This window comes from Rhodococcoides fascians NBRC 12155 = LMG 3623 (assembly GCF_001894785.1).
Lineage (GTDB): Bacteria > Actinomycetota > Actinomycetes > Mycobacteriales > Mycobacteriaceae > Rhodococcoides > Rhodococcoides fascians.
On the sequence record NZ_BCWW01000001.1, the window covers coordinates 1,005,331 to 1,030,723 of the forward strand.

At 64.2% G+C, this 25,393-nt stretch carries 26 protein-coding genes and 2 riboswitches; of the genes, 17 read left to right on the forward strand and 9 right to left on the reverse strand.

The features are described from left to right. Positions 1-8: 8 nt before the first annotated feature. Positions 9-1,205 (forward strand): formate-dependent phosphoribosylglycinamide formyltransferase, encoded by a 1,197-nt coding sequence (gene purT, locus RFA01S_RS05060; RefSeq protein ID WP_032406544.1) that lies wholly within the window; start codon positions 9-11, stop codon positions 1,203-1,205. On the opposite strand, the gene RFA01S_RS05065 is transcribed toward purT, so the two are convergent. After that, positions 1,202-1,897: a CPBP family intramembrane glutamic endopeptidase gene (locus RFA01S_RS05065; protein WP_139278375.1), complete on the reverse strand. Its 696-nt coding sequence runs from the start codon at positions 1,895-1,897 to the stop codon at positions 1,202-1,204. The genes purT and RFA01S_RS05065 overlap by 4 nt on opposite strands. 42 nt (positions 1,898-1,939) lie before the next feature. Here RFA01S_RS05065 and RFA01S_RS05070 point away from each other — a divergent pair, with 42 nt between their 5' ends. Then, on the forward strand, positions 1,940-2,422 hold the full coding sequence (locus RFA01S_RS05070; protein ID WP_032406543.1) for a DUF456 domain-containing protein: 483 nt from the start codon (positions 1,940-1,942) through the stop codon (positions 2,420-2,422). Here the strand turns inward: RFA01S_RS05070 and RFA01S_RS05075 are convergent. Continuing rightward, positions 2,419-3,165 carry an amidohydrolase family protein gene (locus tag RFA01S_RS05075; RefSeq protein ID WP_032406542.1) on the reverse strand — a complete coding sequence of 249 codons (747 nt, stop codon included), beginning with the start codon at positions 3,163-3,165 and terminating at the stop codon, positions 2,419-2,421. The genes RFA01S_RS05070 and RFA01S_RS05075 overlap by 4 nt on opposite strands. A 55-nt stretch (positions 3,166-3,220) precedes the next feature. Between RFA01S_RS05075 and RFA01S_RS05080 the strand changes: the two genes are divergently transcribed. Further along, complete coding sequence (locus RFA01S_RS05080) at positions 3,221-4,090, forward strand: SMP-30/gluconolactonase/LRE family protein (protein ID WP_027494282.1); 870 nt, start codon at positions 3,221-3,223, stop codon at positions 4,088-4,090. Positions 4,091-4,161: 71 nt separating this feature from the next. On the opposite strand, the gene RFA01S_RS05085 is transcribed toward RFA01S_RS05080, so the two are convergent. Next, the gene (locus RFA01S_RS05085; protein ID WP_032371478.1) at positions 4,162-5,547 is read right to left on the reverse strand and encodes an FAD-dependent oxidoreductase; all 1,386 of its coding nucleotides are present in this window, start codon (positions 5,545-5,547) and stop codon (positions 4,162-4,164) included. Between the two features lie 304 nt (positions 5,548-5,851). Here RFA01S_RS05085 and RFA01S_RS05090 point away from each other — a divergent pair, with 304 nt between their 5' ends. From RFA01S_RS05090 to RFA01S_RS05105, 4 genes are all read left to right on the forward strand, one after another. Then, entirely contained in the window at positions 5,852-6,715 is an 864-nt protein-coding gene (locus RFA01S_RS05090; RefSeq protein ID WP_032406541.1) for a TauD/TfdA dioxygenase family protein, read from the forward strand. A gap of 80 nt (positions 6,716-6,795) precedes the next feature. Continuing rightward, positions 6,796-7,323, forward strand: coding sequence for an Rv0361 family membrane protein (locus tag RFA01S_RS05095; RefSeq protein WP_032371476.1), 528 nt, complete (start codon positions 6,796-6,798; stop codon positions 7,321-7,323). Between the two features lie 45 nt (positions 7,324-7,368). Continuing rightward, entirely contained in the window at positions 7,369-7,782 is a 414-nt protein-coding gene (locus tag RFA01S_RS05100) for a rhodanese-like domain-containing protein (protein WP_032371475.1), read from the forward strand. Then, positions 7,779-9,002: an O-succinylhomoserine sulfhydrylase gene (locus tag RFA01S_RS05105; RefSeq protein WP_032364984.1), complete on the forward strand. Its 1,224-nt coding sequence runs from the start codon at positions 7,779-7,781 to the stop codon at positions 9,000-9,002. Before RFA01S_RS05100 ends, RFA01S_RS05105 begins: the two co-directional genes overlap by 4 nt. Positions 9,003-9,007: 5 nt before the next feature. On the opposite strand, the gene RFA01S_RS05110 is transcribed toward RFA01S_RS05105, so the two are convergent. The 4 genes from RFA01S_RS05110 to RFA01S_RS05125 all read right to left on the reverse strand — a co-directional run bounded on the left by RFA01S_RS05110 (position 9,008) and on the right by RFA01S_RS05125 (position 11,801). Continuing rightward, complete coding sequence (locus tag RFA01S_RS05110) at positions 9,008-10,081, reverse strand: isochorismate synthase (protein ID WP_032406540.1); 1,074 nt, start codon at positions 10,079-10,081, stop codon at positions 9,008-9,010. After that, positions 10,081-10,839, reverse strand: coding sequence for an HAD-IIA family hydrolase (locus tag RFA01S_RS05115; protein ID WP_068053998.1), 759 nt, complete (start codon positions 10,837-10,839; stop codon positions 10,081-10,083). The genes RFA01S_RS05110 and RFA01S_RS05115 overlap by 1 nt, the downstream gene beginning before the upstream one ends. Before the next feature lie 90 nt (positions 10,840-10,929). Beyond that, positions 10,930-11,271 carry a WhiB family transcriptional regulator gene (locus RFA01S_RS05120; RefSeq protein ID WP_371829088.1) on the reverse strand — a complete coding sequence of 114 codons (342 nt, stop codon included), beginning with the start codon at positions 11,269-11,271 and terminating at the stop codon, positions 10,930-10,932. A 167-nt stretch (positions 11,272-11,438) separates the two neighbouring features. Further along, positions 11,439-11,801 (reverse strand): hypothetical protein, encoded by a 363-nt coding sequence (locus RFA01S_RS05125; protein WP_032406539.1) that lies wholly within the window; start codon positions 11,799-11,801, stop codon positions 11,439-11,441. 156 nt (positions 11,802-11,957) lie between these two features. Next, positions 11,958-12,051: riboswitch (SAM riboswitch) on the forward strand. A gap of 143 nt (positions 12,052-12,194) precedes the next feature. On the opposite strand from RFA01S_RS05125, the gene RFA01S_RS05130 reads away from it, so the two are divergent. The 4 genes from RFA01S_RS05130 (at position 12,195) to RFA01S_RS05145 (ending at position 15,528) form a co-directional block, all read left to right on the forward strand. Next, complete coding sequence (locus RFA01S_RS05130) at positions 12,195-13,124, forward strand: amino acid ABC transporter permease (protein WP_238325060.1); 930 nt, start codon at positions 12,195-12,197, stop codon at positions 13,122-13,124. Beyond that, on the forward strand, positions 13,121-13,918 hold the full coding sequence (locus tag RFA01S_RS05135; protein ID WP_032406537.1) for an amino acid ABC transporter ATP-binding protein: 798 nt from the start codon (positions 13,121-13,123) through the stop codon (positions 13,916-13,918). Before RFA01S_RS05130 ends, RFA01S_RS05135 begins: the two co-directional genes overlap by 4 nt. 42 nt (positions 13,919-13,960) lie before the next feature. Beyond that, positions 13,961-14,935: an ABC transporter substrate-binding protein gene (locus tag RFA01S_RS05140; protein WP_032406536.1), complete on the forward strand. Its 975-nt coding sequence runs from the start codon at positions 13,961-13,963 to the stop codon at positions 14,933-14,935. 68 nt (positions 14,936-15,003) lie between these two features. Then, positions 15,004-15,528 carry a GNAT family N-acetyltransferase gene (locus RFA01S_RS05145; protein ID WP_052060518.1) on the forward strand — a complete coding sequence of 175 codons (525 nt, stop codon included), beginning with the start codon at positions 15,004-15,006 and terminating at the stop codon, positions 15,526-15,528. A 68-nt stretch (positions 15,529-15,596) separates the two neighbouring features. On the opposite strand, the gene RFA01S_RS28085 is transcribed toward RFA01S_RS05145, so the two are convergent. Together RFA01S_RS28085 and RFA01S_RS05155 are read right to left on the reverse strand one after the other, a co-directional pair. Beyond that, the gene (locus RFA01S_RS28085; RefSeq protein WP_255283969.1) at positions 15,597-16,112 is read right to left on the reverse strand and encodes a TfoX/Sxy family protein; all 516 of its coding nucleotides are present in this window, start codon (positions 16,110-16,112) and stop codon (positions 15,597-15,599) included. After that, a complete protein-coding gene (locus RFA01S_RS05155; protein ID WP_072692003.1) occupies positions 16,109-17,953 on the reverse strand; it encodes an HNH endonuclease signature motif containing protein in 1,845 nt (614 codons plus the stop codon). The genes RFA01S_RS28085 and RFA01S_RS05155 overlap by 4 nt, the downstream gene beginning before the upstream one ends. A 370-nt stretch (positions 17,954-18,323) precedes the next feature. Here RFA01S_RS05155 and RFA01S_RS05160 point away from each other — a divergent pair, with 370 nt between their 5' ends. The 6 genes from RFA01S_RS05160 to RFA01S_RS05185 all read left to right on the forward strand — a co-directional run bounded on the left by RFA01S_RS05160 (position 18,324) and on the right by RFA01S_RS05185 (position 25,391). Next, positions 18,324-18,830, forward strand: a complete 507-nt coding sequence (locus tag RFA01S_RS05160; protein WP_139278376.1) for a hypothetical protein — start codon at positions 18,324-18,326, stop codon at positions 18,828-18,830. Between the two features lie 103 nt (positions 18,831-18,933). After that, positions 18,934-19,027, forward strand: a riboswitch (SAM riboswitch). Between the two features lie 220 nt (positions 19,028-19,247). Next, positions 19,248-20,858, forward strand: a complete 1,611-nt coding sequence (locus RFA01S_RS05165; protein WP_032406535.1) for an ABC transporter substrate-binding protein — start codon at positions 19,248-19,250, stop codon at positions 20,856-20,858. Beyond that, positions 20,855-21,835, forward strand: a complete 981-nt coding sequence (locus RFA01S_RS05170) for an ABC transporter permease (protein ID WP_032391251.1) — start codon at positions 20,855-20,857, stop codon at positions 21,833-21,835. The genes RFA01S_RS05165 and RFA01S_RS05170 overlap by 4 nt, the downstream gene beginning before the upstream one ends. Then, positions 21,828-22,724, forward strand: a complete 897-nt coding sequence (locus RFA01S_RS05175) for an ABC transporter permease (protein ID WP_032406534.1) — start codon at positions 21,828-21,830, stop codon at positions 22,722-22,724. The genes RFA01S_RS05170 and RFA01S_RS05175 overlap by 8 nt, the downstream gene beginning before the upstream one ends. After that, positions 22,721-24,319: a dipeptide ABC transporter ATP-binding protein gene (locus RFA01S_RS05180; protein ID WP_032406533.1), complete on the forward strand. Its 1,599-nt coding sequence runs from the start codon at positions 22,721-22,723 to the stop codon at positions 24,317-24,319. The genes RFA01S_RS05175 and RFA01S_RS05180 overlap by 4 nt, the downstream gene beginning before the upstream one ends. Beyond that, on the forward strand, positions 24,312-25,391 hold the full coding sequence (locus tag RFA01S_RS05185; protein WP_032406532.1) for an LLM class flavin-dependent oxidoreductase: 1,080 nt from the start codon (positions 24,312-24,314) through the stop codon (positions 25,389-25,391). The genes RFA01S_RS05180 and RFA01S_RS05185 overlap by 8 nt, the downstream gene beginning before the upstream one ends. The last annotated feature ends 2 nt before the right edge of the window (positions 25,392-25,393 follow it).

Consider the following 25,393-nt stretch of genomic DNA (forward strand, 5'->3'; position numbering starts at 1 on the left):
ATAGGGCTGTGACTGCCCCAGAACCCGTCCGCATCGGTACTCCACTCACGCCCGGTGCCACCCGGGTCATGCTCCTCGGGGCAGGTGAGCTGGGCAAAGAGGTCATCATCGCGTTCCAGCGCCTCGGTGTCGAGGTGATTGCCGTCGACCGTTACGACAATGCCCCGGGCCATCAAGTGGCGCATCACGCGTACACGATCGACATGAGCAACCCCGAAGAGCTGCTGGCCCTGATCGACGCTCAGCAACCGGACTTCGTCGTCCCGGAGATCGAGGCCATTGCCACCGATGCGCTCGCCGAGGTGGAGGCCAAAGGACGCTCCGTGGTCATTCCGACCGCGCGCGCAACACAATTGACGATGAATCGCGAAGGAATCAGGCGGCTCGCGGCCGAGGAGCTCGGTCTGCCGACCTCGCCGTACGCGTTCGCCGATTCGTTGGACGAGGTGCGACAAGCGTTGTCCCACATCGGCTTCCCCGCTGTCATCAAGCCGGTGATGTCCTCGTCCGGCAAGGGGCAGTCGGTGGTACGGACCGAAGCCGACGCCGAGACGGCGTGGGACTACGCGTTGAAGGGCGGTCGAGTCGACCTGGGCCGCGTCATCGTCGAGGGATTCGTCGATTTCGATTACGAGATAACACTTCTCACCGTGCGCGCCACCGACGGGACGTCGTTCTGCGAGCCGATCGGCCATCTGCAGGAGTCGGGCGACTACATCGAATCCTGGCAGCCGCAACCGATGTCCGACGCGGCACTCGCGTCGGCACGCGAAGTGGCCGAGAGAATCACGACGGCGCTCGGTGGTCGGGGACTGTTCGGCGTGGAGCTGTTCGTGCAGGGCGACAACGTGTACTTCTCCGAGGTCAGCCCCCGGCCGCACGACACCGGCCTGGTAACGCTTCGTACGCAACGGTTCTCGGAGTTCGAGCTGCATGCCCGCGCCGTTCTCGGGCTACCCATCGACACGACACTGCTCTCGCCGGGAGCGTCGGCGGTCATCTACGGCGGTGTCGATGCGGACGGCATCGCATTCGAAGGCGTCGCCGATGCCCTCGCGGTTCCCGAAACCGATCTCCGGCTGTTCGGCAAGCCCGCCAGCTTCGTCCGGCGGCGAATGGGTGTTGCGGTGTCTACGGCGTCGGACATCGAGACTGCGCGGGCTCGGGCCCGCGAGGCAGCAGGCAAGGTTCGACCGACCGTCTAGATTGCGGCCACCACCGCTGCGGTAGCAACGGCGTTGTTCATCGTGTGCAGTGCGATGCCCGGAATCAACGATCGGTGCAGTCGAACCAGCAGGGCCGCAGCAGAGCCTATGCAGACCATGATCAGCGCGATGGCGGGCAGCACGTGGACGGCCCCGAAGCACACCGCGGATCCGAGAACCGCGATCTGCCATCGTGTTCGGGTGTCGAACCACCCGAAGATCACCCGACGGAAGAGAATTTCCTCAAGTATCGGTGCGATCAGCACAGTGCAGACGATGGTGAGGGTTCCGGCGACCACACCCACGTCGAGTGCATCGAGTGTCGACGCGCTTCCGCCGGCATCGGAGGCGGGAGCTATGTCGACAGCGCCGGCGAGTGCAATACCGACGCCCATGGCGGCGATCCACGCGACGGGCACTTCCCACAGCAGGTGCCACAGTGAGCGTGGACCCGACGTGAGCTGCAGATCCTTCCACGTCCAGCCGCGGCGACTCAGCGACTGCCACAAGGCAACTGCGAACACCGCCGTCGCCAGCGGAATGGCGTAGCCGAGTACCCAATTCAGGTCGAACACACCGACGAGAAGCACGACCGCGGCCACCACAGCGATGGCACCGATGAGCAGGCTGCCGATGGACAGCAGGGCGTCGCCGCCGGAAACAGGACGTTCGAAAGTCGCGGTTCGGGGCACAGGCGTCAACTTACCGGCGATCGGCGTGCACACTTGACCACCATGAGCGCTCTCGGAGAAATACTGGTCGGCCTGGTGATTCTGGTCGGACTCGTCGGCATCGTCGTGCCCGTTCTGCCGGGCACCATCTTGATCTTCGCTGCTGTTGCGGTGTGGGCGTGGGTTACCGGCGGCACGGCCGCGTGGACGGTGTTCGGCATCGCGGCGGTGCTACTGGTTCTGAGCGGCGTCGTGAAATACACCTGGCCGGGCCGCCGGATGCGGGAGGCCGGAGTGCCGATGCGGTCGCTGATCGTCGGCGGCCTGCTCGGCATCGTCGGCTTCTTCGTCATCCCGGTCGTCGGGCTCTTCATCGGCTTCATCGCCGGCGTCTACGTGGCCGAACTACCCAGGCACCGCAACCATTCCGAGGCCTGGCGATCGACCGTGCACGCCACCAAGGCGGCCGGGCTGTCCATCCTGGTGGAGCTGTTCGGCGCGTTGCTCGCCTCGGCCGTGTGGCTCGGGGGAGCGGTACTGATCTAAGGCACCCGATACCAAGTCCGGGCATTACCGTCGAGCACAGCGGGGAGGTCGCCGCCGACGGCCCCGGAGATGATGTCGATGTCGGTCTCGGAGAACGGCCGTGGGGCTCGCGTACCGGGCAGGTCGGTGCCGAACAGCAGTGCCTCCGGGTTCACGCGGTGGATCTGCTGCAGGGTATCGACGATGTCGAGGTCCACGCGGCCGAATCCCGTTGCCTTGACGCGTACTCCGCGGTCGACGAGGTTCAACAGATAGGGAAGTCCCTGCGTCGACAGTCCCAGATGGTCGATGCTCACCGCCGGTAGTTTCGCGAGGATCGGCTCGAGCGAGAGCAGCAACGACGCGTCGACGTACAGCTCGGCGTGCCAGCCCACCAGTTCGTGCACGCGTCGGGCCTGCGTGGTGAGCATCTCGACGTCGGTTTCACCGCGTTTGAGGTTGAATCGCATCGCCCGCACGCCTGCCTCGTCGAGGGCGACGATCTCCTCGTCCGTGCACTCCGGATCGAGCTGAGCCACCCCCACCCAGCCGCGTCCGAGCGTCTCCAGTGCGGCCAACAGATAGCTCTGATCGGTGCCTTGGAACGATGCGGTGACCACGGCACCGCCGGTGATCCCGAGCCCGTCGACGTCGTAGAGATAGTTCGAGACGGTGTACGGATCCGGCGTGTATCCCTGGTTCTCGATCAGCGGAAATCTGGGGTCGATGATGTGTAGGTGGGCGTCGAACACGGGTCCCAGCATGCCAGCTCGCCGATTCGCCGTCGCGGCGACCTGGCTCGGTGTTTGAATGCGAAATATGAAACCGGAGACCACCGTCGTTCTCGACGGATACACGTATTTCGAATGTCCACGCTGGCACGACGGGAGGATCTGGGTATCGGACTTCTACAGTCATCGCGTCGTATCCGCCCTCGAGGACGGTTCCGATGTGCGAGTCGAGGCCGAGGTGCCCAATCAGCCGTCGGGCCTGGGCTGGTTACCCGACGGCCGGCTGTTGATCGTCTCGATGCGCGATTACAAACTGCTACTACGCGAGCACGATGGTTCGCTGACCGTCCATGCCGATCTGTCGACGTACGTGAAGGCGAACCTCAACGACATGCTCGTCGACGCGCAGGGGCGCGCGTACATCGGCAATTTCGGGTTCGATCTGATGAACTTCGCGCCCGTCGAGACGGCAGATCTGATTCGCGTCGACCCGGACGGGTCCGCGCACGTCGTGGCCTCGGACCTGTACTTCCCCAACGGAATGGCGTTCACCGATTCCGGTGAACTGCTCGTCGACGAGACGGTCGGGAACCGGGTCAGTGCCTTCGACATCGCCGAGGACGGATCACTGGGGGAGCGGCGTGATTGGGCGACGTTCGGTGAACTGCCGTCGTCGACGGACATGGCAACGGCCATGAGTGAGGTGAAGGTGGCTGCCGACGGCTGCTGCATCGACACCGACGGCACGATGTGGATCGCCGACGCACTCGGTCAGCGCGTGTTGCACGTCGCGCCGGGCGGAGAGGTTCTCGAGCAGCTCGACTTCGATCTCGGAGTGTTCGCGTGCGGACTCGGCGGATCCGACGGCCGCACGCTGTTCGTGTGCGCTGCACCCGATTTCAACGAGCATCAACGCAAGATCGAAACCGAGGGAAAGCTGCTGGCGGTTCGGGTGTAGAGCGCTTCGCGCATGTGAGTGGAAACTCGTAGCCTGCTACGCGTTTCCACTCACATGCGGCGCCAGCCGCTCTAGGCCTTGTCAGGCTCGGAGGCCTTCAGCATGTCCTCACGCTCGACGACCTTGACGCGCTCGCGGCCTTCTTCTTCGCCGAGGGAGCGTTCGTGGGCGTCGAGGCGGTACCAGCCGTCCCAGGTGGTGAACGGAACCTGCTTGCCTTCGAGGAACGAGGTGACGGCCTCGAGGTCCGGCTCGGCCGCACCGGCGAAGCTCGGCGCATCCTCGAGCAGGTTCGCGACTGTTTCGTTGGCGTCGCCCTTGGTGTGACCGATGAGGCCGACGGGTCCGCGCTTGATCCAGCCGGTGACGTACGTGGCGGGAACGGGCGTGGTGGAGTGCGGCGATTCGACGACGCGTCCGGCCTCGTTGGGGATGGTGCCTGCCTGCTCGTCGAACGGGAGCTGGCTGATGTTCTGGCTGAGGTAGCCCACGGCGCGGTAGACGGCCTGGACGTCCCAGTCGTTGTACTTTCCGGTGCCGCGGACGTTGCCGGTGCCGTCGAGTTCGGTGCGTTCGGTACGCAGACCGACGACCTTGCCGTCCTCGCCGAGTACCTCGTGCGGGGACTCGAAGAAGTGCAGGAACAGCTTGTGCGGGCGAGCGCCGACGTCGCGAATGGCCCAGTCCTGCAGGGTGTTGGCGACCATGTCGATCTGCTTGGAGCTGCGGCGAGCCTGCTCGGAGCCTTCGTCGTAGTCGATGTCCTCGGGGGCGACGATGACCTCGATGTTGGGCGAGTGGTCGAGCTCGCGCAGTTCGAGCGGGGTGAACTTGGCCTGAGCCGGGCCGCGACGTCCGAAGACGTGCACCTCGAGTGCCTTGTTGGCCTTGAGGCCTTCGTAGACGTTGGCGGGGATTTCGGTGGGGAGCAGTTCGTCGCCGGTCTTGGCGAGAACGCGTGCGACGTCGAGGGCGACGTTGCCGACGCCGAGGACGGCGACCTTCTCGGCCTCGAGGGGCCAGGTGCGGGGGACGTCGGGGTGGCCGTCGTACCAGGAGACGAAGTCGGCGGCACCGTAGCTGCCGTCGAGGTCGATGCCGGGGATGTTCAGTGCGCGGTCCGCGTTGGCTCCGGTGGAGAAGATGACGGCGTCGTAGAAGCGACGCAGGTCGTCGAGGTTGATGTCGGTGCCGTAGTCGATGTTGCCGAGCAGGCGAACCTGAGGCTTGTCGAGCACCTTGTGCAGGGCGGTGATGATGCCCTTGATGCGTGGGTGGTCAGGGGCAACGCCGTAGCGAATGAGCCCGAACGGGGCCGGCATCCGCTCGAAGAGGTCGATGCTCACGCCCGGTCCGCTGACATTGTGGTCGGACTTCATGAGCGCGTCGGCGGCGTAGATGCCTGCCGGTCCGGCACCGACGATGGCGACGCGGAGTGGACGAGTCTGATCAGTCATGTGCAGCGAGCTACCTTCTTCGAGGGAAGTGCGGACACCCCAGCATAAATTAAGGACAACCTGAGCTGGGGCAGTGGGCAACTTGCCGTATTCCCCGGGTTCCGGTAGGAATTGACCCGTGCAGACGACATACCTGGTCCGACGGTTCACCGTCGACTTCTGTCGCACCTGCACCAACATGTGTTGTCGGTGACCTGACCCGACGCCCAATCCCTGTTCCCCGACGTCGTCGGGACGGGATCCCTCCCTCGACGGCCGTGCCGCGACCAGTAGGCGCACCGCTGTCTCTCGGATTCGAGGACACATGACCACTCTGGAACAGACAGTTTCGCTCACTCTCGACAAGCTCGGCCCGTCGTTCGGTGCCGAAGTCATCGGTCTCGATGTCGCGTCGGCCTCCGATGCGCAGATCCACGCCGTCCGCCGAGCTCTCGTCGAGCACAAGGTTCTCGTGCTCCGAGGTCAGTCGATCGACGACGCAGGCCACATCGAGTTCGGCCGCCGACTCGGTGACCTCACCGCCGGGCACCCCGTGCACGACAGTGGTCACGTCGCCCCCGAGGTCTATGCCCTCGACAGCCAGGACAACGGTTTCGCCGACGTGTGGCACACCGACGTGACATTCATGGAGCGCCCACCGATGGGGTCTATCCTGCGGCCCGTCGTACTGCCTCCGCACGGCGGCGACACCAACTGGGCCGACAGTCAACTCGCCTACGAGTCCCTGTCCGCGCCGGTTCGCCCAATGATCGACGGGCTCACCGCAATTCACGACGGTAACCGTGAGTTCGGCTACTACCTCGCGCAGAAGCGCGGCGGTAAGGGCAACGTGTGGGACGGCAAGGAAGTGACCGCGCTGGTCCCCGTCGAACATCCCGTCGTGCGGGTGCATCCGGAAACCGGCCGCAAGGGGCTGTTCGTCAATCCGGGTTTCACCGCCCACATCGTGGGCGTCTCGGAGGCGGAGAGCCGCGGAATCCTGGATCTGCTGTACGCGCACCTCACCAAGCCCGAGCACATCGTGCGCCACCGTTGGCGTCTGGGTGATCTGGTGCTGTGGGACAACCGCAGCACCTCGCACTACGCCAACCGCGATTACGGCACCGAGCACCGCAAGATGCACCGCATCACGTTGAAGGGCGACATCCCCGTCGGGCCCACTCGCTGAAGGACCCACTCACTACGAGGACCCACACACTCCAGGACCCAGCTGAACGCAGACCCGTCGGATCGAGGAAGATTGCCTACATGGCGTCGTGGAGTGAACGTAGGCAGCAGTGGGTCGACAGTCGTGAGGAAGCGCGCAACAACGCATCCAAAGCGGCCGCCGACTCCGGTGAGCAGCGTCCGCCCACCGCGTGGCCGTTCATCATCGCTGCGGGCATCGTCGTCGTGCTGCTCGTCGGCATCTTCGCGGCGTCCAAGTTCGCCCCCGCGGAGGACAACGTGACACAGGCGCAGTTGCTCACCGACGCCGTCGACGGTTTCCTCGAAGCACAGAACACCGGTGACGCGGATCTGCTGCGTGCGAACACGTGCGCCGATCAGGTCGAGCGCCTGATTCCCGGCGACGACGCCCAGTACCGCACCGACCGCGCAGGCGACGTGGAACGCAACGGCGAGACGTCGATCGACGGAGTGCCCACGGGGTACGAGGTCAACGGCGACCGCGGCGTCGTCACGGTACCGCTGAAGGAAGAGAAATCCGGAGCGCAGACCGACGACAAATGGAAGTTCGTGCGGGTGAACGACACCTGGTTGGTGTGCAATGTCTGATCTCGGTATGTGTGTCGTAACAGCAAGTGACGGAAGGCTGATCCAGTGACCTACGCAGGTGACATAACCCCGCAGGCGGCGTGGGAGTTGTTGCAGAGCAACCCCGATGCCGTTCTCGTCGACGTCCGCACGCACGCCGAGTGGCAGTACGTCGGCGTACCCGACACCTCCGGCATCGATCGCCCGACCCACCTGATCGAGTGGGTGAGCTACCCCGACGGCGCTCGCAACACCGGCTTCGTCGACGAGCTGAAAGCCGCAGGCGTGGACGGCGATCGGCCGGTGGTGTTCCTGTGCCGCTCCGGTCAGCGATCCATCGGTGCGGCCGAGGCCGCCACGGCTGCGGGAATCGGCCCGTCCTACAACGTGCTCGACGGTTTCGAAGGTGCCACCGATGCTGACGGCCACCGCGGTGCCGTGGGGTGGCGTGCGGTCGGGTTGCCCTGGAGGCAGTCGTGACGAACATTCCCAGAGGCGGGGGTTTTCAGAAGCCGCTACCCGACGGTGTGGGTCAGGGAACGCTGGGAGTTCGCGGCGGTCTGATGCGATCGGGCTTCGATGAAAACGCCGAAGCGCTGTATCTCACCTCGGGTTTCGTCTACGAGAGTGCCGGTGCCGCCGAGCGGGCGTTCACCGGTGACATCGATCATTTCGTGTACTCGCGCTACGGCAACCCGACGGTCAAGATGTTCGAGGAGCGGTTGCGGCTGATCGAGGGTGCCGAGGCGTGCTTCGGCACGTCGAGTGGAATGTCGGCAGTGTTCACCGCGCTCGGCGCACTGTTGAAGGCCGGCGATCGATTGGTCGCTGCGCGTAGCCTTTTCGGTTCCTGCTTCGTGGTGTGCAACGAGATTCTGCCGCGCTGGGGCGTCGAGACCGTCTTCGTCGACGGCGAGGACCTCGAGCAGTGGGAGCAGGCGCTGTCGGTGCCGACGACCGCGGTGTTCTTCGAGACCCCGTCCAATCCGATGCAGTCGCTCGTCGATGTCAGGCGGGTGTCCGAGATGGCGCACGCCGCCGGCGCAACGGTGGTGTTGGACAACGTGTTCGCGACGCCTCTGCTGCAGCGCAGTCTCGAACTCGGTGCCGACGTGGTGGTGTATTCCGGTACCAAGCACATCGACGGTCAGGGCCGGGTGCTCGGCGGCGCGATCCTGGGATCGAAGGAGTACATCGACGGTCCGGTACAGACGTTGATGCGGCACACCGGACCTGCCCTGAGCCCGTTCAACGCCTGGACCTTGCTCAAGGGGCTCGAGACAATGCCGGTGCGTGTGCGGCATTCGGTGAACTCCGCGCTGCAGATCGCCGAATTCCTCGAAGGGCATTCGGCGGTGCGGTGGGTCAAATACCCGTTCCTGCCATCACATCCGCAGTACGAGCTGGCGACGTCGCAGATGTCGGGCGGCGGCACGGTCGTCACGTTCGAGCTCGATGCCCCCGAGGGCGCAGGCAAGCAGCGTGCTTTCGAGTTGCTCGACGGCCTGAAGATCGTGGACATCTCGAACAACCTCGGCGATTCCAAGACGCTCATCACCCACCCGGCCACCACCACACACCGCGCGATGGGGCCGGAAGGTCGTGCCGCAGTGGGCATCACCGATGGCGTCGTGCGGATCTCCATCGGTCTCGAAGACACCGAGGACCTGATCGGGGATCTGGACCAGGCGTTGAAGTAGCTGGGTCAGTTCTCGAAGACGCTGAGTACCGTTCTGAACTTTGCCGTGGTTTCGTCCAGCTCGGCGTCGGGGTCCGAGTCGGCGACGATGCCGCCGCCGGCTGTGGCGGTACCGGACAGGCCGTCCGCGGTGAGTTCGATGCACCGGATCGCGACCATCCATTCACCGTCCCCGCTGCCGTCGGTCCATCCGAGCGCCCCGGCATAGAAGCCGCGGGATCCCTCGATCTCGGTGATCGCTCGCATGGCGGCGGCGCGGGGAACACCGGCGACGGCAGCGGTGGGATGCAGCGCCAGTGCGAGGTCGAGGGCCGACGTCGACGGGTCGGCCAACGTACCGACGATCGGCGTGGACAGGTGCCACAGCTGCGGAGTGCTGCTCAGCTGAGGTGTCGCGGGTACGTCCAGTGTTTCGCAGAACGGTGCCAGTGCTGCCTTGATCTCGTCGACGACGAAGCGATGCTCGGCCTGGTCTTTCGCGCTGGCCGCCAGTGCCGCCGAGATACGCGCGTCCTCGTCGGGGTCGGTGGATCGCGCGGCCGTCCCGGCGAAGGGATGGCAGCTGACGACGTTGCCGCGTTTGCGCACCAGCAGTTCGGGGCTTGCGCCGACGAGATGTCTACCGGGCACGTCTGTGGGCGAGAGGTCCGCGAGAAATCCGTTTCCCATCGGATCGCGAGTCACCAACGCGCTCAACACCGCTGACGGATCGATGGGCGACTCGGCGGCCAGTTCGATCGCTCGTGCGAGCACGATCTTCTCGGCGACACCGGCTTTCACACGCCGCACGACCTCGCGTACCCGTTCGACGTGCACGTCCGGCTCGGGGATCTGGCGTTCGACGGTGACGGACGGAAGTGGCGGCTGTGCGTCCGGTACCGCCCACGCACCGGCGCGTCGGTAGAACTCCGCCGGCTCGATCAGCGCGGTGGCGTCGGACATGTCGAAAGGCAATACCCCGACGACGTTTCGGCCTTGCTGTACCGCCGCGACTGCGTCGGCGACGTCCGGAAACTGTTGCTGCACTCCCAAGCCGACGACGTGATGATCCTGCCGAGACAGAACGAATCGGAGCTTCATCAGAACGGGTTCTGTGTGCGGCCCACCAGGTCTGCGACGGAATCGAGCACTTTCGTCGGACGGTACGGGTACTGCTCGACGGACTGTACGGTCGAAATACCGGTCAACACCAGAATGGTCTGCAATCCCGCTTCCAGGCCGGACAGCACGTCGGTGTCCATCCTGTCGCCGATCATCAGAGTGTTCTCGGAGTGCCCGCCGATGGCGCGTAGAGCCGAACGCATCATCAACGCGTTGGGCTTGCCCACGTAGTACGGCTCTTTGCCGGTGGCCTTGGTGATGAGTGCGGCGACCGAACCGGTCGCGGGCAGCGAACCCTCGCGCGACGGACCGGTCGCGTCGGGGTTGGTGGCGATGAAGCGCGAACCCTTCTCGACGAGACGAATGGCGGTGGTGATGGCCTCGAACGAGTACGTTCGGGTCTCCCCGAGCACCACGTAGTCGGGGCTGGAGTCGGTGAGGGTGTAACCGATGTCGTGCAGCGCGGTGGTCAGACCGGACTCGCCGACGACATACGCACTGCCGCCGGGCCGCTGATTGCCGAGGAAGGTGGCGGTGGCGAGAGCCGAGGTCCAGATCGACTTCTCCGGAATGTCCAAGCCGGTGAATGCGAGACGTGCGCGCAGGTCACGTGGGGTGCGGATCGAGTTGTTCGTCAACACGATGAACGGGATCTCGTTGGCCTGCAGCTCGGCGAGGAACGTGTCGGCACCGGGGATCAGGTGATCCTCGTGGACCAGAACTCCGTCCATGTCCATCAGGTACGTCCACGGCAGGGGCTTCTCGATATCGGTCACCCCTCCATTGTGGACCATCCGGCGACCTGCGGACCATCTTCTGGTCGCGGCCTAACTTGCCCGCCGCTCGTGGTCGCGTCGCGAGTTGGCCCGATGCACCAGCCGTTCGCGGGCCGTCATGCCGCCCCACACTCCGAACGGTTCGTTGGCCGCCAACGCGAACCGCTTGCAGGCGTCGAGCACTCCGCAGCCTGCGCACACCTGCTTGGCGCGATCCTCGCGTTGGCGACGCGCCGTTCGCCCCTCACCCGAGGGGGAGAAGAAGATCTCCGAGTCCTGACCCCGGCACAGTGCGTCGAGCTGCCAGTCCCAGGATTCGGCGGCAGACGAGGAAATCCTGCGTTCGATCATTGCAATTGCGGTGTTCTTCGGTGGGGCAGATTCGTTCGGCATCGTGGCGACCCATTCCTTTCGTCGACGCTGCGCGAGACTGCTCCCGCACAAGGCCATTCGCCAGGAACTCTCGCCGCGTCGCGGGCGCGAGGCAAGGGTTGGAATCAGGGTGATTCGAGGTCGCGGGTTCAGGACACGTCGGGGGTGTACCGATAGAGGGCGTTCACTCAGTCGTCCAGCATGAACAGCGGAAGGATCACAGCCTGGATCGCGGCGATCACAGCAGGGAGATAGTCGCCTGCGACGACACACACGAGACTGCCGAGACCGAACAGAATCAGCGTCGTACGGGGAAGGAGCCACGTCGGCTTTCGGTCAGTTCGCCTGAGCGCGTAAAGAATTGCGGCTGCGATCGCCACTTGGATGGCGCTGTGAGTGGCCAGACGTATCGAATCGGACGTGTCGACTGCCTGGAATGTGCCGATCACGACCAGCGAACCGAGAAAGACGACACTCGCTGCGTTCAGCTGCCGATAGCGCGGCGTCCTTCGAAAGCCATCGTCACCGATCCTGGCTTTCCACACGTGCATGGGTCGAATTCTCGCACGAGGGTGGTGGAGTTCGTCGACCCTCTACAGATCCAACCCGGGGGCGGTTGCGCCGGTGGCAAGGGTTGAAATCATCGTGATTGTAACCGAATGCGCACGTGCACTTGACGCTTCGATAGATTGTTCTGTACGTTCCTGTCACCATCCAGAGCGACCGAGAGACCTTGGCTCGATGACGTCGCAGCAACCCCGCCTTACGGCGTGTGGGTGCTACCGCCAGGACCGATGGAGGCACGACCGATGAACATCTGCATCTGTACGCACGCTTGACCATCGGCGTACTCACAGCACGAAATCTTCGAAAGGCAACCCAGCGATGATCGCTGCCCATCCGGCCCGGCGGTTCCGGTGACTCAACTCGACTCTCGTCCGGTTGTGGATACGACGGACGACATTCCCGACGAACAGCTCGTCGTTGCACGCACGTGGCACCCGTGGCGCTGGGTGATCGCGGTCGCAACGCTGATAGTGGTCGGTCAGTTCCTGCACGGCTTCGTCACCAACCCCGGCTGGGATTGGGGCACCTTCGCGCAGTACTTCACTGCAGCATCGGTGATGTCGGCGCTGTGGTTGACCATCCAGCTCACCTTCTGGGGAACGCTGATCGGTTTCGCCATCGGTATCGGCCTGGCGGTGGCCCGGCTGTCCGACAATCCTGTGCTGCAGGTTATTTCCTGGTTCTACATCTGGGCCTTCCGTTCCATCCCGTTGATCGTGCAGCTTCTGTTCTGGTTCAATATTGCGTACCTGTACCAGACTCTGTCTTTGGGAATTCCGTTCGGTCCCAGCTTCTTTCAATTCGACGTCAACAGCGTCATCAGTGGATCGACGGCGGCCATCATCGGCCTGGCCCTGCACCAAGCGGCCTACTCCGCCGAGATCGTTCGGGCCGGCATCATCTCCGTGGACCAGGGGCAACTCGAAGCTGCAGCAGCGCTGGGTATTCCGAAAAGGCGGGAGTTCTTCAAGATCGTTCTGCCGCAGGCGATGCGAGGGATTCTCCCCAACGCGGCCAACGAGGTGATCAGTCTGTTCAAAGGCACGTCGATCGTGTCGGTGATGGCCATTGCCGAATTGTTCTATCAGGTGCAAGTCATATACGGACGCAACGGGCGCGTGGTTCCGCTGCTCATGGTCGCGACCGTCTGGTACATCATTCTGACGTCGGTACTGTCGATCGTGCAGTTCTACGTCGAGCGGCACTACGCCAAGGGCGCGGTACGCAACATTCCGCTGACGCCGATCCAGCAGATTCGCCACAAGCTCTCCAACGTCACCTTCGCGCCGAGAGGGGCAACCCGATGACCACTCTCGATGCCTCCACATCCACTGCCGCAACGAGATACGCGGTCGAGGTGCGCGGCGTCCACAAGTCCTACGGCGGGCTCGAGGTGCTCAAAGGCGTCGACCTCCTCGTACGTCCCGGTGAGGTGACCGCGATTATCGGCCCCTCGGGTTCGGGCAAGTCGACCCTGCTGCGCGCTCTGAACCATCTGGAGAAGGTGGATCAGGGCACCGTCCGGATCGACGGTGATCTGGTGGGATATCGGCGCAAAGGCAACAAACTGCACGAACTCAGCAACAAGGAGATTCTGCGGCAGCGTTCCCAGATCGGTTTCGTGTTTCAGAACTTCAATCTGTTTCCTCACCTGACGGTCCTCAAGAATGTCATCGAAGCCCCGATCTCTGCGCAGAAGCGCACGCGTTCCGACGTCGAACCCGAGGCGCTGGCTCTCCTCGAACGAGTCGGGGTGCACGCGAAAGCCCATGATTATCCGCGACGACTCTCCGGCGGACAACAGCAGCGGGTCGCCATCGCGCGTGCACTTGCCCTGCGTCCCACAGTCATTCTGTTCGACGAGCCGACGTCAGCGCTCGACCCCGAATTGGTGGGAGAGGTTCTCGAGGTCATCCGCGGCCTGGCACGCGATGGTGCCACCCTGGTGATCGTCACGCACGAGGTCGGGTTCGCCCGCGAGATCGCCGACACCGTCGTCTTCATGGATGGCGGCGTCATCGTCGAACAAGGCTCTCCTGCAGAGCTTCTCGATTCACCCCAGGAGGAACGCACCAAGTCGTTCCTCGCTCACGTTCTCTAGTTCTCACTCATGCTTCACCTGCACCCACGAACGGGGAAAGTCATGTCCGGATCATCTCGTAGGCTCGCGGTAGTAGCGTCGGCATTCGCTGTCCTGGCACTCACTGCGACAGCATGCAGCGAGCCCACTGCCGAATCTCGGGTCGTCACCGAGGACGGCGGATCGTTCGATCTTTCACCCGAGCAGGCCGACCGCGTTCGCGCCGAGAAGGTCGACGACATCGCAGCCGAAGTGCCGCAAGCGATTCGTGATCGCGGCACGCTGATCGTCACCGGGGCGGGCGGTACCGCGCCACCGCTGCGTTTCTACGCGACCGACGACACCACCATCGTGGGGTCCGAGGTGGACTTCTCGTACCTGATCGCCGACATTCTCGGTCTCGACGTCGATCTTCAGGTCGCAGATTGGTCGCAGAACTTCGTGAAGATCGACTCCGGCGAGAACGACGTGTTCATCTCCAATGTCACCGTCACCGAGGAGCGCAAGGACAAGTACGACTTCGCGACCTATCGACTGGACAACCTCGCTTTCGAGGCGCAGAAGGACACCGATTGGACAGTCGAGAAGCGTCAGGACATCGCAGGCAAGAAGATCGGTGTCGGCTCCGGTACCAACCAAGAGCAGTTGCTGGTCGACTGGAACGAGCAGAACGTAGCCGAGGGTCTGGCTCCAGCCGAGATCGCTTATTACCAGAACACCTCCGATTACTACCTGGCGCTCGGGTCAGGCCGTATCGACGGGTACCTGGGACCCAATCCGTCCGCGGTTTATCACGCGGCAACCGGTGGTGAAACCAAGATCATCGGCACGTTCTCGGGTGCCGGAGATGCGCTGCAGGGTGAAATAGCAGTACTGACCAAGAAGGACAATGGGCTCATCGACGCCGTGCAGGACGCAGTGAACCACGCCATCGAGGACGGCAGCTATCAGAAGGTGATCGATCGTTGGGGCCTGCAGTCCGAGGCAGTGACCGAGTCCGTCATCAACCCGCCCGGGCTACCCCGCAAGGAAGGTTAGACAACTGAGCAGAGTTGACGTCGGCCGGGAAGCTGATCTGGTCGACAGTTAATCGAGACAGGAAGCACATGAGCGCGACGTTCGATGTCAACATTCGCACTGGTGACACGGGTCCAGGACGCGTGGACTTCGTCGAGGTCGATCAGCACGATCGGCTGGCGATGCCCCTGCTGCAAGAACTGGCGATCGAATATTCGTCCCGATACGGCCGGAGCCCCGGTGTCCAATACGAGGAACTGAAGTCCTATCCCGCCCGGGAGTTCGCACCGCCGGGTGGTGTGTTGGTAATTGCCTTGGCCGATGGCGTTCCTGTTGCCGGAGGTGCGTACCGGAAATACGACTCGGAAACCGCAGAGCTGAAACGTATTTGGACATCGAAAGAGCACCGCGGCAGGGGATTCGGCAGACTCGTCGTGGCCGAGCTGGAACGCAGCGCACGTGATCGCGGATATCGCAGGGTCTACCTGACGACTGGCTGGAATCAGCCCGAGGCCGTTGCGCTGTACCTGGCAGCTGGATACACCCCGCTCTACGACCGAAGTCTGCCGTCCAGAACAGTCGGATCGCACCCCTTCGAGAAGAGTCTCGAATGAGCCCGGTTCAGTGATGCCCGACTACGGCCCGGGTGGGGTGCGGTATCGCCGAGCAATGTTTGTCAGCCCTACGTGTCGGCGTGGTGTTCCAGAGCTGCACCGACCCAGAACTGCAGTGCCTGTTCGCTTGTCAGCGCTTCTGCATCGACGGTAATCCAGCCTTCACCCATCGACCGCCCCTTGCCCATGGCGGCATGGTGGGCCCCATCGAGCTGGAGGTATTCGGGTTCGCGTACCCCGTCCACACGAACAAGCAAGGCACGGTTTTCGGTGCCGACACACACCACCATTCTGTCTCGCACCATGAACGCCAGACCGCCGAACATCTTCTGCTCACGCAGACTCTCCTGGCCCGAGAGAGCGTCGCGGATGCGGTCCGCAAGAAGCTCGTCGTACGCTATGCGCTCGTACTCCTCCTGTGATGGTTGTATCGATGGAACCCCCTGGTCGTGTCGAGCGCAACTGTGGGTCGACGCAATGGGGATTCGGTATCTGCGTTGCAGTCCTGCCGGAGGCAGGGCTGTGTCGATGGCCGGGTGGTGCGACAGGCAGAGCTGTGCCGTGGTGGTGGTGTGGGTCGTCAGGCGGGTTGTCGTGGTTCTTCGTCGCCGGTGTCGCGGGTGTTGTCGTTGTGGTGGTCGGGTGGGTAGAGGACTTCTTCTGGGTGGTGTGCGTGGTTGATCAGCCCACGGCGTGTGGGGTCCATCCCGGTGGGTGGGTGCCACAGGGTGCGGCCCGGATAGCGGTGTCCTGCTGTGGTTTTGGTGGTGGCCCACTTTCCGGGTCCGGTGCCGACGTGTGCGTGGTGCATGTCGCAGGCGAAGGTGAGGGAGTCGATGTCGGTGGGTCCGCCCTCGACCCAGTCGTCGAGGTGGTGGGCTTGGCACCAGGTTGCGGGGCGGGTGCAGGAGGGGAAGCTGCAGCCGCGGTCGCGGGCGATGAGGACGATGCGTTGGTCGGCGGAGGCGATGCGTTTGGATCGGCCGAGGTAGAGGGCTCTGCCGTTGTCGTCGAAGATGGTGAGGTAGTGGTGGGCGTGCGAGGCCATGCGGATGGCGTCGCGGATCGAGACTCGGGATCCGGTGGCGGTCATGGCGTATCCGCAGCCGGCGTCGAGGTCTTTCAAACTCATGGTGACGATGGCGGTGACGGGTAGGCCGCGGTGGGTGCCGAGGGTGCCGGAGGCGAGGGTGTGCCGGAGCGCCATTTTCAGGGCGTCGTGGCGGCGTTCGTTCTGGGTGCGTCGATCCCGTGCGGCGGCAGCGTCGCGAGCAGCGGTGTCCGATGCGTCGGCGTCGGCTTGGCCGCCGGGTTCAGCAGCGCTGTCGGAGCCGGCACCGTCGTTGGTGTCGTTGGGTGCCGCTGCGTCCTTGGCTGCAGCTGTGCCGTTGGACCCTGTGCCGCAACCACAGTCGTCACCGTCGCACTCGCCGCAGTCGCCTTCGCAGCAGTCCTCGTCACCGCAGTCGTCGTCACTGCAGTCACTGTCCCCGTTGCGGGTCGTCCCATCCCACAGGCCTGCATCGCTCGACCCGGCATCACCGGACGACGGCTCGGACGTCGGCTCGGGCTGCTCTGCAGTGGACTTGCTGTCAGCTTCATCGTCGTGGACGACCGACGTCGGGTCGGCAGGATTGTTGACTCCTGGTTTCGCGGCTTTCGAGAACAGGGCTTCGAGGTAGGCCCGCAGTTCGGAGTCGACGCAGAACTTCCCTTCGGACATTCCGTCGGACCCCTGCTCACCGAGGTAGAAGAACGCATCCCGTTTCCGTGGCCTCGGCTTCGCGTTCTTGTCTTCGTCTTCGTTCTCGTCGAAGTCGCCGTCGGGGCTGAGGATCGAGTCCAGGTGCGCCACCAACGGAGCGAAGTCGTCGGGCCGCCTCGTCGAGGCGAGACCCACCAACTGCTGCTCGGCGCGATCGCGTGTCTGCGGATCCACAGTCGCCGGCAGATGCTTGAAGAATTCGCGGATCATCTGCACGTGCTTGGCATCGAGCAACCCTGCCCGCACCGCTGCAGCGGTGTGCGGCAACAAAGGCGGTAGCGGTTCGCCGGACAGTGCGGTGCGGTCACCCAACTCCGCGGCCAGACGTACCCGCGCACCGGCCGCTCGTGGGGTGATTCGCAGCATCCATGCCACCGAGCACGGCACCGAACCCGGATACACATCGAGGCCTTGTTGTGCGATCAGCTCGTTGAGCCAGGTGTGCGAGTACGCCGTCACGGACCGCGACACAGTTTCCATGCGTTGGATCACCGCACGTCGGTCGGCGTTCGACCATGCCACCGATGCCTGCCCCGCCAACTCGGCGACCGCCGACTCCACCGCGTCGACCAACCCAGCCAAGTCGGGGTCGGACACGTCAGGGGCTGGCGGCACCGTGTCGATGCCGTCCACCCCTGATCCGCCGTCCCCCGAAAGCATGAACAGAATCTACCGCGACCCACCGACAAGTATTCGAACGTACGTTCCCGCATCATTTGGCTGTCGCTGCGGCCCAGCTGGAGTCGGAGCACGGCACTATGCGGCCAATTACATATGGACCAAAAGTGTGACGTTGTCGGTTTTGTACAACCACGAGTCGCGAAGATGCTGGTGGCGGCGTTCAATATCCCCCAAGGCGGACGTAACGACCACAGCAGCGTTGCTTGCATCGGTGACGAAAGCCACTGCTCGACGGTATCTCCGAATGCGACTGTCGAGCCGGTGACCAATGTTGTGTGTTGACCCAGTGGGGATGATCGACATGAACGACTCGTGTGGCTCCGCGCTTTCGTGCAGTTCGCCCAAGGACATGATCACCCGTCTCCAGTTCGGCACCGCCGACCTGTGGCCAGAGGACGCGGCGCTTCCTGCCCGCTGGCGCTACATGGCCGATCTGGTCGACTCCGATCGCGGCATTCTCGCTGAGCTCCACGGTTCGGTGTCGGCGCCGGTGGCGGATGCTCTCGCTGCGGCTGCGGAACTGTGCAGACAATCGGCCGATGAGCCTGTGACCGCCGGAGACTGGGCGCTACTCGGACGAGCACTGGCGTGGCTCGGCCCCGGCGGTTCCGATATCGATCGCGCGTTGCTTGCTGTGGGAGAAGAATTGACACTGATCGGTCTCGACGGTGCGGAACAGGACTTCTCGGTCGCGACTTGGCTCTGCATGGACGTCCTCGTCCGATTCGCTCATGCCGGCGAAGCGATCGACTACTGGGTGCACCGCGTGAATGCGCCAGAGTTGAACAAATTTGCGTCGCATGATGATTCGAGATCTTGCGCGAGTGGGAGCGCTGGACTGGCGCTGGCCGTCTGAACGGTAGGCGTCGGTCCGACCGCGCTTCTCGCGTCTGTTTTCGGCGGGTTTTCCTACCCCGGTTGGCAACCGGGGCGATGCTCTCGTAGTATCGGAAACTGTAGGACCATCCAGAGCGACCGAGAGACCTGGCTCTATGACGTCGCAGCAACCCCCCGCTCGTCGGGTGAGGGTGCTACCGCCGGGACCGATGGAGGATTGCACGTGAACACCCGAGTTGCCGCAGGCTTCGTCAACGGTTGCCGCCGTCTCCATGTCGATCTGTGCCGCCTCAACGGTTCGACCTGTCGCAGCTGACATTTCGTCACAACTCGTACTTCACACCTCACCTCATCATCTGCGCGCACTCCTTCCTGGGCACACCCAGCTCGGATGCGGGATCGTGCGCGCGATCGACCAGATATCGGAGACACCTACGTGTCCACTCGTCCTGCATTCCTGGTGGCCGGCCTGATCGCCACTACGGCCACAGTCCTCGCCGGATGCGCCGGTGGTGCCGCCACCACGGCCGCCGACGCCGGTCCGGCCCAGCCCGGCGGAACTCTGCGTTACGGCTTGTCCGGGGCCCCGACCTGCTCGGATCCTGCCCAGTCCGGCACCAACCAGACCATCTACGTCACCCGTCAGGTCGTCGATTCACTCACCGATCAGAACCCCGAAACCGGTGAGATCGAACCGTGGCTGGCCGAGCGGTGGGACGTGGGTCCCGATGCGAAATCCTTCACATTCACGCTGAAGGACGGCGTCACCTTCAGTGACGGCACGGTGCTCGACGCGGCGGCGGTGAAGGCGAATTTCGACGCGATCATCGGCCTCGGCGCAGCGAAGGCACCGTTGGCGGCGAGCTATCTGACCGGTTATCAGAGCGCCACGGTGGTCGACCCCTCGACGGTGCGCATCGACTTCGCAGCACCGAATGCGCAGTTCCTGCAGGCGAGTTCGACACCTCAGCTCGGAATTCAATCCATCGCGACCTCGGCGCAGTCGGCCGAGTCGCGGTGCTTGGGTACCAATATCGGATCGGGACCGTTCACCTACGCGGATTACCAGCAGGACCGTTCAGTGACTCTGGCCAAGCGAAGCGGATACAACTGGGGTTCAGCGGTATTCGGTCATACCGGCGAGGCCTATCTCGATCGCATCGATTTCACCATCGTGCCCGAGTCGGGCGTTCGTACAGGAAGCTTGTCCTCCGATCAGCTCGACGCCGTCAGCGACGCGTTGCCGCAGGACGCTCCGCAGATCGAAGCGACCGGCGGCCGAATTCTGACCACCTCGAACCCGGGAGTCCCGTTCGGCATTCAGCCCAACGTCACTCGCGGTGCGCTACAAGACCCCGCCGTCCGGAAGGCCCTGGTACCGGCGATTAACCGTCAGGAACTCGTCGATACCGTCCTCGGACCCGACTTCCGCACGGCGACAAGCACGTTGGCCAGCGCCACCCCAGGATACGTCGAACTCGCCGATGTCACCTACGATCCCGAGAAGTCGAAATCGCTGCTCGACGACGCCGGCTGGGTTCCCGGTGCCGACGGGATCCGTGAAAAGGACGGGCAGAGGCTGAGTTTCGAGGTCATGTACTCCGCAGTGTTCGCTGGCAACCAGGCGATCCTGGAGTTGACGCAGCAGCAGCTACGTGCGGTGGGCGTCGACCTGCAGCTCGAGTTGGTCTCGACGTCCGAGGCGACAGCACGTCAGGGCACCAAGGACTACGACTCCACGTACTACAACAGCACCCGCGCCGACGGCGACATTCTGCGCACCACGTTCGCCGTCGACGGACGTAACCTGAACGCGCGCAACCTGATTCCCGATCTGGATGCATCGCTGACCGATCAGCTCTCGACCACCGATGCAACGGCGCGCAACGACATCCTCGCCACCGCGCAGCAGCAGGTGCTCGACAACGGACTGTGGATCCCCACCATCGAGCTGTCGCAGGCCGTCGGCGCGGCGTCGAAAGTGCAGGACCTGAAGTTCGAGGCCTCCGCTCGACTGCAGTTCTTCGATACCTGGCTGAGCGCATGATCCGGTACCTCGGGCAGCGCGTACTGCAGGCAGTGGCAGTGCTGTGGGCCGCGTTCACCATCTCGTTCGGCGTGCTGTTCCTGCTGCCCTCGGACCCGGTCAGTCTCGCTGTCGACTCTGCCGGTTCGGGCACACCGGTCGACGCGGCGGCCGTCGCAGAATTGCAGGCCCGCTACGGTTTGGACCAGCCGGTGTGGGTGCAGTACTGGCATTCGCTGTCTGGGGCTGTGCAGGGCGATTTCGGATTGTCCATCGCCACCGGACAGCCGGTGACGACGGCGATCCTCGATGCCGTGCCGAGCACGCTCGGCCTCGCAGGCACCGCACTGGTATTGGCAGTCGTGTTCGGGTCGGCACTGGCGTACGCCGCGACGTACACCCGAACGCCGTGGCTCAAGAATCTGTTGTTCGCACTCCCGCCGCTCGGGGTGGCTGTACCGACCTTCTGGGTGGGACTGCTGTTGTTGCAACTGTTCTCGTTCCAGTTGAGGTGGTTCCCGGCCTTCGGTGACGCCGGAGCGGCTGCACTGGTGTTGCCTGCGGTCACGTTGGCATTGCCGACCGGTGCGGTCATCGCTCAGGTGTTGGCCACCAGCATGTCGACTACCTGGAAGCAGCCGTTCGTCGATGTCGCTCGCGCCAAGGGCGTTTCGCGGCTACGGGTGCAGACGCGGCATATAGCGCGGCTGTCGTCCATCCCGGCTTTCACGATCGCGGGTGTGTTGGTGGGGACGCTGCTCGCCGGATCGGTCGTCGTCGAGACGGTGTTTTCGAGGGCTGGAGTGGGACGGCTGACCCAGACCTCGGTATTGGCCCAGGACATTCCGGTGGTACAGGGCATCGTGGTGCTGACCTCGCTGGTGTTCGTTGTGGTGAACCTGGCCGTGGACCTGCTGTATCCGCTGATAGACCCGCGCATCGTGCGCGAGTACAAGCCTGCGCGCGCAGTCGCGGAACCGGAGAAAGCTCATGTCTGACATTCTGATTCGTGACCGCGAGGTTCGGGCAGAGGCGTTGCTCGAGGCAGAGCCGGTGCCGTCGACAGCTCGGCGTCGCCGGGTTCTGACGGACGCCCTGAAGCACGTGTGGCTTGCCTTGTCCGCGCTCGTGCTGCTGCTCGCGCTGGGATTCGCACTCTTCCCCTCCGTGTTCGCGAGCGGAGACCCGTTGGTGGGCATGCCCGCCGACAAGCTCCAGGCCCCCAGTACGGCACATTGGTTCGGCACCGACAACATCGGCCGTGACGTCTTCACCCGCGTGGTGCACGGCTCCGGTCTGTCGTTGACCGCGACACTGCTCGCCGTCGGGATCGCACTGGTCGTCGGATCGCTCGTCGGCCTGATCTCCGGGGCAGTCGGGGGCCTCGTCGACGCCGTGCTGATGCGCATCGTCGATGTGCTGCTCTCGATTCCGACGCTGTTGCTGTCGCTGGCACTGGTCACAGCGCTCGGCTTCGGAACCGTCAACGTCGCCATCGCCGTGGGGGTCACCCTCATCGCCAACTTCGCCCGGGTCATGCGGTCGGAGGTGTTGCGTGTGCGTCGATCGCTGTATGTCGAGGCGGCGTACGCCTCGGGTGTGCGATGGTTCGACGTCTTTCGCCGACACATCCTCCGCAACTCGTACGGTCCCGTGATTGCCCTCGCAGCAGTCGAATTCGGTATGGCGGTCCTGGCGGTCTCGGCGTTGAGCTTCCTGGGATTCGGCGCTGTTCCGCCTACACCGGAGTGGGGATCGCTGATCTCCGAGGGTCGGAACTTCCTCGCCACCGCGTGGTGGATGGCCACCTTACCGGGCCTGGTGATCGTGGCAGTCGTGCTGTCCGCGCACCGTCTCGGGCACGCACTCGAGAGGCGATCCGAATGAGCCCCATCCTCGAAGTCGACAACCTCTCGGTCGGCTACGGCACGACGACGGCCGTGCGCGGAATTTCGTTCACCGTCGAACGCGGCGAGGTACTGGCCGTCGTAGGCGAATCCGGTTCGGGAAAATCCACCACGGCCCACGCGGTCATCGGCTTGCTGGCCGGCAACGGTCGGATCCGAAGTGGCTCGGTGACCTTCGACGGCCGGCGCCTGGACACCGCGTCGGACAACACACTGAATCGCTTGCGCGGTCGGCATATCGGGCTCGTCCCGCAGGATCCGACCACCTCACTGAACCCCGTCGTACGCGTCGGAGACCAGGTGGCCGAGGTGCTGCGTGTGCACGGGTTGGCAGATCGGCGTACCGCGAAGCTCGAGGCGATCCGCATTCTCACCGACGCGGGCCTCGACAACCCCGAGGTGCGGGCACGCCAGTACCCGCAGGACCTGTCCGGTGGGCAGCGGCAGCGGGTACTGATCGGTATCGCTCTCGCGTGCCGCCCCGAACTGGTGATCGCCGACGAACCGACCAGCGCCCTGGACGTCACCGTGCAACGACGCATCCTCGACCATCTGGACGCCCGAATTACCGAGACGGGTGCCGCAGTTCTGTTGATCACGCACGATCTGGGCGTTGCGGCCGATCGCGCCGACCGGCTGGTCGTCATGAGTGGTGGTGAGATCGTCGAAACCGGTCCGACTGCAGAGGTGTTGGCGAACCCCACCCATCCCTACACACAGAAGCTGCTCGCGGCCGCGCCGTCTCTGAACTCGACGCTCCGTCCGGCCAGGACGGGTGCGGGCGATCCAATTCTGTCCGTCTCGTCGGTGTCGAAGCGTTTCGCCATCGGACGAGGCGTTCACCTGGATGCGGTGCGAGACGCCACGATCACGGTCGAGCGGGGTCGAACCGTCTCTGTCGTCGGCGAATCCGGTTCGGGGAAGTCCACCCTGGCGCGTATCGCGATCGGCCTGGAAACACCCTCCGCGGGCACGGTCACGTTCGACGGAATCGATGTCACCGGCCTTCGTGGCACGGCGAGGCGGGAGCTGCGGCGTCGAGTCCAGATCGTCTATCAGAACCCGTACGCATCACTGAACCCGAAGTTGCGCGTCGGCGAGATCGTGCGAGAACCGCTGGACGCGTTCAAGATCGGGACGTCCCGAGAACGCTCGGCGCGTGCCGCGGAATTGCTCGACCAAGTGGCTCTGAGCAGTGACCACCTGGCGCGTCGCCCGGCCGAGTTGTCCGGCGGTCAGCGTCAACGCGTCGCAATCGCTCGGGCACTGGCGTTGGCACCGGAGGTGGTGGTGCTCGACGAGCCCGTATCGGCCCTGGACGTCTCGGTGCAAGCGCAAATTCTCTCGCTGCTCGGCGACCTGCAATCCGAGTTCGGTCTGAGCTATCTGTTCATCTCGCACGACCTGGCCGTGGTGCGCCAGATCAGCGACACCGTGGCTGTGATGCAGTCGGGTGTGATCGTCGAATACGGCAGCGCAGCTTCGATATTCGACAACCCCCAGCAGGAGTACACCCGCGAGTTGCTCGCGGCCATCCCAGGAACAGCGACACAGAGAGTGGGTACCGGTGTCTGACAAGCTTTTCGTCACCGCAATCGAACCGAGGGGAACCGGCGCACATCCACAGGCGTGGCGGCGACAGGATTCTCGCGCCGAGGAAGTGTTCACCGCGGCATTCTGGATCGATCAGTTCCGCGCGGCCGACCGGGCCGGGATCGATCTGGTATTCCTCGCAGACTCCTTCGCTTCCCGGACCCTCGAGGCGGTTGCCGTGGCAGCCCGGGCTGCTGCGCTCACCGAACGTATCGGTTTGATCCCGACGGTCACCGTCACCCACACCGAGCCGTTCCACATCTCCAAGCAGATCGCGAGTCTGGACTTCGCCTCACACGGTCGCGCAGGTTGGCAGGTCGAGGTGTCCGGCGGCGCGGAGCAGGCAGCACTGTTCGGGCGTAAGGGCGAGCAGGACGAAGAGAGCCTGTGGCAGGAGGCCGACGAGGCCATCGAGGTCGTCGCTCGGCTGTGGGACAGCTGGGAGGACGACGCCGAGATTCGAGACGCTGCGACGGGTCGGTTCGTCGACCGAGACAAGTTGCACTACATCGACTTTCAGGGTGAGCACTTCTCGGTGAAAGGGCCGTCCATCACGCCGAGGTCACCTCAAGGACAGCCACTGGTAGCAGTGCGCGCCCACTCCGCCGAATCCACCGCGGTAGCGGCCGCCAGAGCGGACATCGTGCGGATTGCTGCAGACTCGATCGAGGGCGCAGCTGCCCTCGCGGCGCGTGTTCGACGGGCCGTCGTGGCCGAGGGCCGCGACCCGGTGGACGTGTTCGTACTACTCGACGTCGAGACCTTGGTGTCGGAGACCGCGGCCGAAGAATTGGCGCAGCTCGACAACTGGGCAGGTCGGGTACGTACGCCGCAATCGCTGCAGTACGTGGGCGACGTCGCCGGGCTCAACTTGCTTCTCGGAGCGGCCGAATCCGCGGGACTGGACGGGGTCACTCTCGTGCCGCTCGCGCTTCCGTCGGGAGTGAAGACACTCCCGGCCACGGACAGCAGAACCGGAGCGACGGTGCGTGAGCGCCTCGGCCTGGCTCGTCCGACAAATCGTTTTGCAGCACCCGAAAGGAACAGTCGGTGACG